The organism is Saccharothrix sabaoui, assembly GCF_051756985.1.
Lineage (GTDB): Bacteria > Actinomycetota > Actinomycetes > Mycobacteriales > Pseudonocardiaceae > Actinosynnema.
Map to the genome: position 1 here is coordinate 53,122 of NZ_JBPKJK010000016.1, position 13,151 is coordinate 66,272.

7 protein-coding genes are annotated in these 13,151 nt (G+C 70.4%); all 7 read right to left on the reverse strand.

Annotated elements, in window-relative coordinates:
- Positions 1-3 precede the first annotated feature (3 nt).
- Positions 4-3,900 carry a DNA-directed RNA polymerase subunit beta' gene (locus ACR807_RS07590; protein ID WP_438920490.1) on the reverse strand — a complete coding sequence of 1,299 codons (3,897 nt, stop codon included), beginning with the start codon at positions 3,898-3,900 and terminating at the stop codon, positions 4-6.
- Positions 3,901-3,998: 98 nt separating this feature from the next.
- The gene (rpoB, locus tag ACR807_RS07595; RefSeq protein WP_438920491.1) at positions 3,999-7,481 is read right to left on the reverse strand and encodes a DNA-directed RNA polymerase subunit beta; all 3,483 of its coding nucleotides are present in this window, start codon (positions 7,479-7,481) and stop codon (positions 3,999-4,001) included.
- A gap of 517 nt (positions 7,482-7,998) precedes the next feature.
- Entirely contained in the window at positions 7,999-9,015 is a 1,017-nt protein-coding gene (locus ACR807_RS07600) for a hypothetical protein (protein ID WP_438920492.1), read from the reverse strand.
- 16 nt (positions 9,016-9,031) lie between these two features.
- Entirely contained in the window at positions 9,032-9,544 is a 513-nt protein-coding gene (locus ACR807_RS07605) for an Rv1363c family protein (RefSeq protein ID WP_438920493.1), read from the reverse strand.
- An 11-nt stretch (positions 9,545-9,555) separates the two neighbouring features.
- Positions 9,556-10,791 carry an MCE family protein gene (locus ACR807_RS07610; protein WP_438920494.1) on the reverse strand — a complete coding sequence of 412 codons (1,236 nt, stop codon included), beginning with the start codon at positions 10,789-10,791 and terminating at the stop codon, positions 9,556-9,558.
- Complete coding sequence (locus ACR807_RS07615) at positions 10,788-11,951, reverse strand: MCE family protein (protein WP_438920514.1); 1,164 nt, start codon at positions 11,949-11,951, stop codon at positions 10,788-10,790. Before ACR807_RS07615 ends, ACR807_RS07610 begins: the two co-directional genes overlap by 4 nt.
- A gap of 29 nt (positions 11,952-11,980) precedes the next feature.
- The gene (locus ACR807_RS07620) at positions 11,981-13,150 is read right to left on the reverse strand and encodes an MCE family protein (protein WP_438920495.1); all 1,170 of its coding nucleotides are present in this window, start codon (positions 13,148-13,150) and stop codon (positions 11,981-11,983) included.
- Between the last annotated feature and the right edge of the window lies 1 nt (position 13,151).

Here is a 13,151-nt window from a genome sequence, read left to right on the forward strand (position 1 = left end):
TCGTCAGCGGTAGTCGCGGCCGAAGTCGTAGTCGTCCAGCGGGACCGCGGCACCGGTGCCCGTGCCGAAGACGTCCGGCGTGTAGTAGCCGTCGTCGTAGCTCGGGATCGCGTACGCCGCCGCACGCGCCTCCTCGGTCGGCTGCACCTGGATGTTCCGGTACCGGTTGATGCCGGTGCCGGCCGGGATCAGCTTGCCGATGATCACGTTCTCCTTCAGGCCGATGAGCTTGTCCGACCGGCCGTTGATGGCGGCGTCGGTCAGGACTCGCGTCGTCTCCTGGAAGGAGGCCGCGGACAGCCACGAGTCGGTCGCGAGCGACGCCTTCGTGATGCCCATCAGGACCGGGCGACCGGCGGCGGGCTCGCCGCCCTCGGCCACGACGGCCCGGTTGCCCGACTCGAACTCCGCGCGCTCGACGAGCGAGCCCGGCAGGAACTCGGTGGCACCCGAGTCGATGATCGTCACCCGGCGCAGCATCTGCCGGACGATGACCTCGATGTGCTTGTCGTGGATCGCCACGCCCTGGGCGCGGTAGACCTTCTGGACCTCCTGCACCAGGTGCAGCTGGGCCTCGCGCGGACCCATCACGCGCAGCACCTCGTGCGGGTCGGGCGTGCCCTCCAGCAGCTGCTGGCCGACGTGCACGTGGTCGCCGTCCTGGAGCGGGCCAGTGGCCGTGTTCGCGAGCCGCTGCCGCTTGGACAACTTCTCGAAGAGGATCTCCTCCGACCCGTCGTCCGGGATGAGGGTGATCTTCCAGAACCGGTCGCCGTCCTCGATCCGCACCCGGCCGTCGACGTCCGCGATGGGCGCCTTGCCCTTCGGCACGCGGGCCTCGAACAGCTCCTGCACACGGGGCAGACCGGTCGTGATGTCGTCACCGGCCACACCACCCTGGTGGAAGGTGCGCATCGTCAGCTGCGTGCCGGGCTCACCGATCGACTGGGCGGCGACGATGCCGACGGCCTCGCCGACGTCGACCAGCTGGCCGGTCGCCATCGAGCGGCCGTAGCAGGACGCGCACACGCCGACCGCGGACTCGCAGGTCAGCACCGAGCGGACCTTGACGCGGGTCACGCCCGCCTCGACGAGCGTGGCCAGGGCCGGGTCGCCCAGGTCGGCACCGCGGTTGAGGACGAGGTTGCCGTCCTTGTCCGTGATGTCCTCGGCGATGGTCCGCGCGTAGACCGAGGTCTGCGCGAACTCGGCCAGCACGACCTTGTCGCCCTGCCGCTCGCCCACGGTCATGTTCACGCCGCGGGAGGTGCCGCAGTCGACCTCGCGGATGATGACGTCCTGCGAGACGTCCACCAGACGACGGGTCAGGTAACCCGAGTCGGCGGTGCGCAGCGCGGTGTCGGCCAGGCCCTTGCGGGCACCGTGCGTGGCGATGAAGTACTCCAGCACCGACAGGCCCTCGCGGAACGAGTTCTTGATCGGCCGCGGGATGTACTCGCCCTTCGGGTTCGTCACCAGACCGCGCATACCCGCCAGCGAGCGGACCTGGGTCATGTTGCCCGCCGCCCCGGACGCCACGATCATGCGGATCGAGTTGTCCTCGGGGAAGTTGGCCTCCATGACCTCGGCGACCTCTTCGGTGGCCTTGGTCCACACCTTGACCAGCTCGTTGTTGCGCTCCGTGTGGGAGAGCTGACCGCGCTGGTAGCGCTTCTCGACCGCGTCCGCGAGCTTCTCGTACTCGTCGAGGATGCCCTGCTTGGCCTCGGGGACGAGCACGTCGGAGATCGCGACGGTCACGCCGGACCGGGTGGCCCAGTAGAAACCGGCGTCCTTCAGCTTGTCCAGCGTCCGGGCGACGGTGACCATCGGGTACCGCTCGGCCAGGTCGTTGATGATCGTGGCCTGCCGCTTCTTGGGCATGACCTCGTTGATGAAGGCGTAGTCCTGCGGCAGGACCTCGTTGAACAGCACGCGACCGAGGGTGGTCTCGGCCAGCCACGGCTGGCCGGGCTCCCAGCCCTCCGGCTCCTGGCCCTTGGGCGGGTTCTTGTCCGTGATCCGGATCTTCGCCATCGCCTGCAGGCCCAGGGCCTTGCGGTCGAACGCCATCAGCGCCTCGGCCGGCGAGGAGTACGCCTGGCCCTCGCCGATGTCGCCCTCCTTGAGGCGGGTCAGGTGGTACAGACCCGTCACCATGTCCAGTCGCGGCATGGCCAGCGGCTTGCCGGACGCGGGCGAGAGGATGTTGTTCGACGACAGCATCAGCACGCGCGCCTCGGCCTGCGCCTCGGCGGACAGCGGCAGGTGGACCGCCATCTGGTCACCGTCGAAGTCGGCGTTGAACGCCTCGCAGACGAGCGGGTGCAGCTGGATGGCCTTGCCCTCGACCAGCTGCGGCTCGAACGCCTGGATGCCCAGCCGGTGCAGCGTGGGCGCGCGGTTCAGCAGCACGGGGTGCTCGGTGATGACCTCTTCGAGCACGTCCCACACGGCGGGGCGCGCGCGCTCCACCATCCGCTTGGCGGACTTGATGTTCTGCGCGTGGTTGAGGTCGACCAGCCGCTTCATCACGAACGGCTTGAACAGCTCCAGCGCCATCTGCTTGGGCAGGCCGCACTGGTGCAGCTTCAGCTGCGGGCCGACCACGATGACCGAACGGCCGGAGTAGTCGACGCGCTTGCCGAGCAGGTTCTGGCGGAACCGGCCCTGCTTGCCCTTGAGCAGGTCGGACAGCGACTTGAGCGGGCGGTTGCCCGGACCCGTCACCGGCCGGCCGCGGCGGCCGTTGTCGAACAGCGCGTCGACGGCCTCCTGGAGCATCCGCTTCTCGTTGTTGACGATGATCTCGGGCGCGCCGAGGTCGATCAGCCGCTTGAGGCGGTTGTTCCGGTTGATGACGCGGCGGTACAGGTCGTTCAGGTCGGACGTCGCGAAGCGGCCACCGTCGAGCTGCACCATCGGGCGCAGGTCCGGCGGGATGACCGGGACGCAGTCCAGGACCATGCCCTGCGGGTTGTTGCGGGTCGCCTGGAAGGCGGCCACGACCTTGAGCCGCTTGAGGGCGCGCAGCTTCTTCTGGCCCTTGCCGCTGCGGATCGTCTCGCGCAGGACGTCGGCCTCGGCGTCCACGTCGTAGTCGCCCAGCAGCTTCTGGATGGCCTCGGCGCCCATGGCGCCGGTGAAGTAGTCGCCGTAGCGGTCGTACAGCTCGCGGTAGAGCATCTCGTCCGCGATCAGCTGGGCGCGCTCCAGCTTGGTGAAGGTGGACCAGATCTCGTCGAGCCGGTCCAGCTCGCGCTGGGCGCGGTCGCGGAGCTGGCGCATCTCGCGCTCGCCGCCCTCCTTGACCTTGCGGCGCACGTCGGACTTGGCGCCCTCCGCCTCCAGCTCGGCCAGGTCGGCTTCCAGCTTCTGCGCGCGGGCCTCGACGTCCGCGTCACGGCGGTTCTCGACGCGCTTGCGCTCGACCTGCATCTCGTTCTCGAGCGTCGGCAGGTCGTTGTGGCGCAGGTCCGCGTTCACGCCCACGATGACGTAGGCGGCGAAGTAGATGATCTTCTCAAGGTCCTTGGGGGCCAGGTCGAGCAGGTAGCCCAACCGGCTGGGGACGCCCTTGAAGTACCAGATGTGCGTGACGGGCGCGGCCAGTTCGATGTGGCCCATCCGCTCGCGGCGCACCTTGGCGCGGGTCACCTCGACGCCGCAGCGCTCGCAGATGATGCCCTTGAAGCGGACGCGCTTGTACTTGCCGCAGTAGCACTCCCAGTCCCGGGTGGGACCGAAGATCTTCTCGCAGAACAAGCCGTCCTTCTCGGGCTTGAGCGTGCGGTAGTTGATGGTCTCGGGCTTCTTGACCTCGCCGTAGGACCACTGGCGGATGTCGTCCGCGGTCGCGAGACCGATGCGGAGCTCATCGAAGAAGTTGACGTCGAGCACGTCTACTCTCTTCCCCTTTTTTGTTTCGGTGCTGCTCGGGAGCTGGCGGTGCGGTCACCGCGGGACGCGGGAGGCGTCCCGCGGTGACCGGCGAGGTACTAGTTGACGACGTCGTCCACGGACGGCGACTCGGACCGCGACAGGTTGATGCCGAGGTTCGCGGCCGCGCGCTCCAGGTCTTCGTCGTCGCCGTCGCGCATCTCGATCGCGGCGCCGTCCGAGGACAGCACCTCGACGTTGAGGCACAGCGACTGCAGCTCCTTGAGCAGCACCTTGAAGGACTCCGGGATACCCGGTTCCGGGATGTTCTCGCCCTTGACGATGGCCTCGTAGACCTTCACGCGGCCGAGCACGTCGTCGGACTTGATGGTCAGCAGTTCCTGGAGGGTGTAGGCGGCGCCGTACGCCTGCATCGCCCAGCACTCCATCTCACCGAAGCGCTGACCACCGAACTGCGCCTTACCGCCCAGCGGCTGCTGCGTGATCATCGAGTACGGGCCGGTCGAGCGGGCGTGGATCTTGTCGTCGACCAGGTGCAGCAGCTTCAGGATGTACATGTAGCCGACCGACACCGGGAAGGGGTACGGCTCGCCGCTGCGCCCGTCGAAGAGCTGCGCCTTGCCGTTCTCCTTGACCATCCGCTCGCCGTCGCGGTTCGGGACCGTCGAGCCCAGCAGGCCCGTGATCTCGTCCTCGCGAGCGCCGTCGAAGACCGGCGTGGCGGTCTTCGTGCCCGGCTCGACGTCGTACAGCTCCGCCGGCAGGTTCTTCGCCCAGTCCGGGTCGCCGTTGATGCTCCAGCCCTGCTTGGCGATCCACCCGAGGTGGGTCTCCAGCACCTGGCCGATGTTCATACGACGCGGGACGCCGTGCGTGTTCAGCACGATGTCGACCGGCGTGCCGTCCTCCAGGAACGGCATGTCCTCGACGGGGAGGATCTTGCCGATGACGCCCTTGTTGCCGTGGCGGCCGGCGAGCTTGTCGCCGTCCTGGATCTTGCGCTTCTGGGCGACGTAGACGCGGACCAGCTCGTTCACGCCGGGGGGCAGCTCGTCGTCGTCCTCGCGGCTGAACACGCGGATGCCGATGACCTTGCCGTACTCGCCGTGCGGCACCTTCAGCGACGTGTCGCGCACCTCGCGCGCCTTCTCGCCGAAGATCGCGCGGAGCAGGCGCTCCTCCGGGGTCAGCTCGGTCTCGCCCTTGGGCGTGACCTTGCCGACCAGGATGTCGCCGGGCTGGACCTCGGCGCCGATGCGGATGATGCCGCGCTCGTCGAGGTCGGCCAGGACCTCCTCGGAGACGTTCGGGATGTCCCGGGTGATCTCCTCGGCGCCCAGCTTGGTGTCCCGCGCGTCGATCTCGTGCTCCTCGATGTGGATCGAGGTCAGGACGTCGTCCTGCACGAGGCGCTGCGACAGGATGATCGCGTCCTCGTAGTTGTGGCCCTCCCACGGCATGATCGCGACGAGCAGGTTCTTGCCCAGCGCCATCTCGCCGTTCTCGGTGCACGGGCCGTCGGCCAGCACCTGGCCGTGCTGCACCCGGTCGCCCTCGTTCACGATGGGCTTCTGGTTGATGCAGGTGCCCTGGTTCGAGCGGCGGAACTTGTGCAGGCCGTAGGTCTGCCGCGAGCCGTCGTCGGCCATGACCGTGACGTAGTCGGCGGAGATCTCCTCGACCACACCGGTCTTCTTGGCGACGACCACGTCACCGGCGTCGACCGCGGCGCGCAGCTCCATGCCGGTGCCGACCAGCGGGGACTCGCTGCGCAGCAGCGGCACCGCCTGGCGCTGCATGTTCGCGCCCATCAGGGCGCGGTTGGCGTCGTCGTGCTCCAGGAACGGGATCATGGCGGTCGCGGCCGACACCATCTGGCGCGGCGAGACGTCCATGTAGTCCACGTCGGCCGGGTCGATCTGCTCGACCTCGCCGCCCTTCTTGCGGACCAGGACCTTGGCCTCGAGGAAGTTGCCCTCGGTGTCGATCTTGGCGTTCGCCTGCGCCTTGACGTAGCGGTCTTCCTCGTCGGCCGTCAGGTAGTCGATCTGGTCGGTGACCCGGCCGTCGACGACCTTGCGGTACGGCGTCTCGATGAAGCCGAACGGGTTGACCCGCCCGTAGGAGGACAGCGAGCCGATCAGGCCGATGTTCGGGCCTTCCGGCGTCTCGATCGGGCACATGCGGCCGTAGTGCGACGGGTGGACGTCGCGGACCTCCATGCCGGCCCGCTCACGGGACAGACCGCCGGGGCCCAGCGCCGACAGGCGGCGCTTGTGGGTCAGGCCCGCGAGGGGGTTCGTCTGGTCCATGAACTGCGACAGCTGGGAGGTGCCGAAGAACTCCTTGATCGCCGCCACGACGGGGCGGATGTTGATCAGGGTCTGCGGCGTGATCGCCTCGACGTCCTGGGTCGTCATGCGCTCGCGCACGACGCGCTCCATGCGGGAGAGGCCGACCCGGATCTGGTTCTGGATCAGCTCGCCGACGGTGCGCAGGCGGCGGTTGCCGAAGTGGTCGATGTCGTCGACCTCGACGGGCACCTCGGTCTCGCCGGGCTTCATCGTCGTCTCACCGGCGTGCAGGCGGACCAGGTACTCGATCGTCGTGACGATGTCGTCCTCGGTCAGCACGCCCGTGGAGATGGGGCTGTCCAGGCCCAGCTTCTTGTTGATCTTGTACCGACCGACCTTGGCCAGGTCGTAGCGCTTGTCCTTGAAGAACAGGTTCTCCAGGAGGGCCTGCGCGGACTCCTTCGTCGGCGGCTCGCCCGGGCGCAGCTTGCGGTAGATGTCGAGCAACGCCTCGTCGGTGCCCGCGGTGTGGTCCTTCTCCAGCGTCGTCAGCAGCGTCTCGGAGAACGAGAAGCGCTCGCGGATCTGCTCGGTCGACCAGCCCAGGGCCTTCAGCAGCACGGTGACCGGCTGACGGCGCTTGCGGTCGATGCGCACGCCGACGGTGTCGCGCTTGTCGACGTCGAACTCCAGCCAGGCACCCCGGGACGGGATGATCTTGACGCTGAAGACGTCCTTGTCGGTCGTCTTGTCGATCGCGGTGTCGTAGTAGACACCCGGCGAGCGGACGAGCTGGGAGACCACCACCCGCTCGGTGCCGTTGATGATGAACGTGCCCTTGTCCGTCATCATCGGGAAGTCACCCATGAACACCGTCTGGCTCTTGATCTCGCCGGTGGTGTGGTTGGTGAACTCCGCCGTGACGAACAGCGGGGCCGCGTACGTCATGTCCTTGTCCTTGCACTCCTCGGTCGAGGCCTTGACCTCGTCGAAGCGCGGGTCGGAGAAGGAGAGCGACATCGAGCCGGAGAAGTCCTCGATCGGGGAGATCTCGTTCAAGACCTCCTCGAGGCCGCCCGTGGGGGCCTCGTCACCCTCGTCGACGCGGCGCTGGAACCACGCCTCGTCGCCGGTGAGCCATTCGAACGACTGGATCTGCAGGTCGAGCAGGTTGGGCGTCTGAAGCGGTTCGTGGATCTTCGCGAAAGAGACTCGCTTCGGCGCTCCGGGAATCCCCGACGTGGAGTTGGTCGCAGCAGTGGCCTTGGTCGCGCGAGAGATCGCCAAGATGCGTCCTTCCAGGGACAGGTAGCTGGCTAGTCAGCGGAACTAGCACGGCTGTCAAGGGTGCGGCGATGCCCGGCAATCCAGCTCTCGGCGAAGGGCAAACGGAAAGAGGGCAGCGCAAAGGGGCAGTCTAGCCGCGCGCATGCCAACTGTCGAGAGGCACCCAGAAGGTCCTTTCTCGTGCTCACCGACAGAGTGACCCCGCCGACGCCCGCAGTCAAGATGCCACGCGGCGATCACCCCACTGGCGCAAGCGGTCATAACGCGGCGTTATCGCGCTGACCTGCGAAAATACACCGACGTGAGCAACGTGATCCGTTGGCGGGTCCCGCCGGGGCATCGGGAGCCCGTGGCGATTTCGTTCGGTCACCACCCCAAAATGAGTGACGCAGATCACGTTGTGCGGCGTATCAGGAGGGGCTCCGGGGTCCTCAGTGGACGTCCTGGGGTTGGCGGCGCCCCGGCGCGGGTAAGGAGGGGGCGGCGAAGGCGCGGGGAGAGGGGCGGGGGCCGGGGATCAGCACTTGGCGGTCTCGGCCGCCTGGTCCCCGCTCTGGCCGAACATCTCCATGTTGTCGACCTTCCACCGGCCGTCGACCTCCTGCGCGCCGACCCGCATCATCGCGATCCCGCCGCCGCTCTGGTTGTCGGTCGTGCGGGTGGTGACCTGGTCGACGAACAGCAGCACGGTGGCGCGGTCCCCGGACAGCGAGGTCACGCCGCTGGAGACCGCCTTCACGGTGACCACCAGCTTCTGCTCGGGCGCGAGCGTGCGGACCGGGCCGAAGATCGCGTTGTACTGGCACTTGGCCCGGCCGACCAGCAGCTCGTTGGCGGCGTTCTCGGTCGCGGCCACGTCGGCGAAGTCGTAGGAGAACGCCTTCTCGACCGCCTCGCGCGCCTGGCCCGCGACCTCGCTGGTGCGGGCGCTGTCGACGAGGGCCAGGTCGTGGTCGACGGCCCCGGCCCGCGCCTGGAACCACGCGCCGAGCCCGACCAGCAGCGCGGCGAGCACCAGCAGCGAGACCGGCAGGACCAGCCCCGCGCGGGCGGTCCGGCGGACCGGGCGGGGCTCGTGGTCGTCGTCGAGGACGCTCGCCGCCACGGCCTCGCCGGCGCGCCGGCGGCGACCGGACGGCCGGGGGCGGGGGCTCGGGGCGGGGGCCTCGTCGGCGTCCTCGCCGGTCCCGGGGGTCTCGCCGGTGCTCCCGTCGGTCTCGTCGGCGTCCTCGCGGGGTTCGATCAGCCCCAGGACCCGCGGCGAGCCCTCCTCGACCCGGTCGGCGGGCTCGACCCCGGCGGACTCGGCCTCGGTGGGCTCGACCCCGGGCCGGGCGGCCTCGGTCACGGCGTCGTCGGCGGGGCGCCCGGTGGGCTCGACGTGCCCGGCGGGCTCGGGGTGCTCGACGTGCCCGGCGGGCTCGACGGGCTCCGGGCGCTCGGCGGCGGGCTCGGTGCGTTTGCGCAGGCCGGCGACGCGGGGGCGACCACCGGTCGGGGTGGACGGGACGGGGCGGCGGCGGGACGGGGGCACTGTCATCTCCTCGCGATCACGCGCCGCCGGCCGCGACGGGGCCCAGCGCGCTCAGCTTCCAACCGGCGTCGGTGCGGGTCAGGTCGGTCTGGTACCGGTTGACCTTCTTCACCGCCTGGCCGCCCTCCGGGGTCACCGTGGTCTCCACCACGGCGATGAGGTGCGCCTTCCCGGCCCGCGAGTCGAGCTCGGTCACGGCCGCGTCGAGCACCCGGCTCACGGTGACCGTCCTGGCGTCCTCGATCTGCTTCTTGCGGGTGTCCCGCCCGCTCTCGATCTCCGACCTCAGGTCGCCGGTGGACGAGTCGAGCCACCGGTCCAGGTCCTGGTCGACCTTCTGGTAGTCGAGGGTGGTGAAGTTCGCGATGCCGACCTGGCCGACCCGCAGCACCTCGTCGCGCTCGCGCGAGAACGCCACCGACTCGCTGGACGAGGCGCTCCACCACGACACCCCCGCCCACACGGCGTAGCCCGCGGCGAGCACCGCGAGCACCGCGGCGACGGGCAGGGCCCAGCGTCGAACAGCCATGTCGTCCTCCCTCAGCCCGGCAGCCCGAGCAGCTGCCCCAGGCTGGTCAGCACCGGCGGCTCGGCCGCCTGCCCCCGGCCGGGCGCGGGCTCCTGGCCGGGCTGCGACGTCTCGTTGCCGGTGGGCGTGGTCGGGGTGCCACCGTAAGGCGCGTTCTGGGCGCCCCGCACGGCGGTGGCGCTGCCCCGGGCCAGCGCGCAGTACGCCTGCGTGTTCAGCGGGGCGGGCGAGGTGTCGGTGCCCTGCCGGATCGTCGTGCCCTCGTAGCCCACCGTGCACGGCGGCGGGTCGAACACGTTCAGGGCCAGGCCGAAGTGCGCGCCCGTGCCGTCGCCCTTCGCGACGGAGAAGCCGCCGCCCACCACGATCGGGTAGGTGACGGCGATCTGCTCCAGCCCGTCCAGCCGCGTGACCATGATGTTCCCGGTGGTGAGCAGGTTGGCCAGCACCACGCCCAGGTTCGGCCCGGTCTCCCGGAGCAGGGCGGACACCTGCTCGGCGGCCTGCGGGGACACCCCGATGAGCCGCCGGAGGTCGCCGTCGGAGTTCTTCAGCTGCTCGGCGAGCGCCCGCAGGTCCGCGGAGAACGACCTGATCGCGCTCCCCTGCTGCGCCTGCGTGTCGAGCACCACGAGCCCGCTGTCGAGCAGGGCCTTGGTCTGCGGCAGGTTGTCCGCGGCGGCCCGGGTGAACGAGCGGGTGTTGTCCAGCAGCACCTGGAGGTCGGGCCCGGTGCCGTCGAACGCGAGGGCCAGCTCGTCGACGACGGTCTTCAGCGAGTCCTCGGGCACGGACCGCGCGAACTCGTCGAGGTTGGTCAGCAGCCCGTCCACCGGGGGCGGGGTCTTCGTGGCCGACCTGGGGATGACCGCGCCGGCCGCCAGGTGGGGGCCGTCCTCGCCGCGCGGGCGCAGGTCGACGTACTGCTCGCCGACCGCGGACCGGTTCGCGACCACGGCCTCCAGGTCGGCCGGGATGGGCGGCGCGTCCGGGTCGATGCCCAGGTCCACCTCCAGCCCGTCGGCGGTGAGCCGCATCTGCCCGACCCGGCCCACGGCGACGCCGCGGTAGGTGACCTCGGCGTTGGTGAACACGCCGCCGGAGTCGGCGAGCTGCACCGTCACCACGTAACCGGACGACCCGACCAACCGGCCGAGGCCGGCGTAGCGGGCGCCCACGTAGCTGACGCCGACCAGCGCGATCAGCACGAACGCGATGATCTGCACCTTGGTCCTGCGGGGGATCACCGGCGCCCACCTCCGAGCAGTCCGCCGAGCAGGTCGCCCAACCCGGACTGCCCGGACACGCCCGGCAGCGGCAGGTTCGGCAGCGGGAGCGGCAGCGACGGCGCGGTGCCGGTGATGCCGGGCAGGGACGGCACCGTCGGCAGCGGCGACTGCCGGGACCGGCCCAGGTTGTCGACGACGTTGCCCAGGTCGAGGTCGATGTCGGCGTACAGGTTCGTGTAGTCGCCCTTGATGCCGTCGACCGCCGAGTCCGGGAACGGGTAGGTGAGCAGCAGCTCCAGCCCGTTGGGCAGGTTGGTGCCCGCCTCGACGAGCTTCCGCAGCGTGGGCGTGAGCGCCTTCAGGTCGGCCACGACGTCGTCCTTGGACCTGGTCACCGTGTCCACGGCGACGTCGGAGAGGGCGTCCAGCGACTGGAGCAGCGTCACGAGCTGGGTGCGCTGCTCGCCGAGCACCTTCAGGCCCGGCTCCAGGTTCTCCAGGACGCCGCCGATCTGGTCGCGCTGGGCGTCGAGCGTGCCGCCGAGCCGGTTGAGGCCGTCCAGCGCGCGGGTGATCTCGCCCTTGTGCGCGTCCAGCTCGCCGACCAGGGTGTCCAGGTTCGCCAGCAGCGACTTGATCTCGGGCTCGTTGCCCTCCAGGGCCGCGTTCAGCTCGCGGGAGATGTCCTGGAGCTGGGCGATCCCGCCGCCGTTGAGCAGCATGGACAACGCCCCGAACACCTCTTCGACCTCGGGGTTGCGGTTGGTCCGGTCGACGGGGATGACCGCGCCGTCGACCAGCGAGCCCTCCTCGGCGCCCTCGGCGGGGCCGGCCAGCTCGACGTACTTCTCGCCGAGCAGGGCGGACTGGCGCAGCCTGGCCACGGCGTTGCCGGGCAGCCGCACGTCGCCGTTGACCAGCACGGTCACCTCGGCGGTCCAGCCGTCGGGGGCCAGGCCGATGCGGTCGACCCGGCCGACCGGCACGTCGTCGACCTTCACGCCGGCCTGCGGGACGAGGTCGAGCACGTCCTGGAACTCGACCTTGACCCGGTACGGCCGGTCACCGACGTCCGCGCCGCCGGGCAGCGGCATGTTGTAGACGCCGTCGAAGCCGCCCGAGCCGCAGCCGGCCAGCAGCAGCGCGCCGACCGCGGCGACCGCGAGCCTCCTGGTCACCGCCGCGCCCGTCCCCACCGCGCCCGCCCTCACCGGGGGACCCCGGCGAGCGGCAGGGGCAGCGGCAGCTTGCCCTGGCCGAGGTCGGAGACGATCTTGCCCGGGTCGTTCAGCGGCACCGCGCCGGACAGGACGGGCTCCAGCTGCGCGCACGCCTGGGAGAGCGCGCCGGGCACGCGGCCCGGTTCGACGCCCTGGACCAGCTTGCAGACCAGCACGATCGGCGGCTGGCTCAGCTCGTTGATGTCGGCGCGGGTGTCGAGCGTGCCGGACGCCGCGTTGTAGGCGTTCTGGAGGTTGCCCAGGGCCAGCGGCGCGACGTCCAGGGTCTCGGCGAGCGCCGCCCGCTGGTCGACCAGCACCTGCGTGATGCCCGCGAGCTTGTCGACGTTCGACTTGAGCGCGGCCCGGTTGTCCTGGACGAAGCCCTGCACCAGGCCGAGCGCGGTGGCCAGCTCGTTCAGCGCCCCGCCGAGGTTCTCCCGCTCGTCGGCGAGGAACCCGGCGACGTCGGCGAGCTGCCGGTTGAGGTCGCGCACCTGGCTGTCGTTCGCGGCGAGCATCCCGGTGAACCGCTGGAGCTGGTCCACGGTGGCGAACAGGTCGCCCTGCGAGCCGGACAGCGTGCGGGTGGCGTCGCCGAGCTGCTGGATCGTGTCGCCGAGCGCCTGGCCGTTGCCCTCCAGGTTGTCGGCCGCCGAGTCCAGCAGGTCCGACAGCGCGCCGTCGCGGTTCGCGCCGTTCGGGCCGAGGGCGGTGGTCAGCTCGTCGAGGCTCGCGTACAGCTCGTCCAGCTCCACCGGGGTCGCGGTGCGCTCGCGCGGGATGGTCGCCCCGTCCGCCAGCCGCTCGCCGCCGGTGTAGGCGGGCGCCAGCTGCACGTACCGGTCGCTGACCACGCTCGGCGCGACCACGACGGCCTGCGCGTCGGCGGGCACCTCCACGGTGCGGTCGATCGACATCGTGACCTCGACCGCCGTGCCCCGCGGCTCGACCTCGTCGACCGAGCCGATCCGCACGCCGAGCACGCGCACGTCCGAGCCGGGGTACACGCCCACGGCCGAGCCGAACACCGCCGTCACCCGGTGGCTGTTGGCGCCCGCGAACACCCACCACACGGCGGCGGCGACGACGAGCGCGAACACGCACGCCAGGGCCGCGGCACGGGTGAGGTCGCGGCCGGTCCTGGTGGTCGCCACG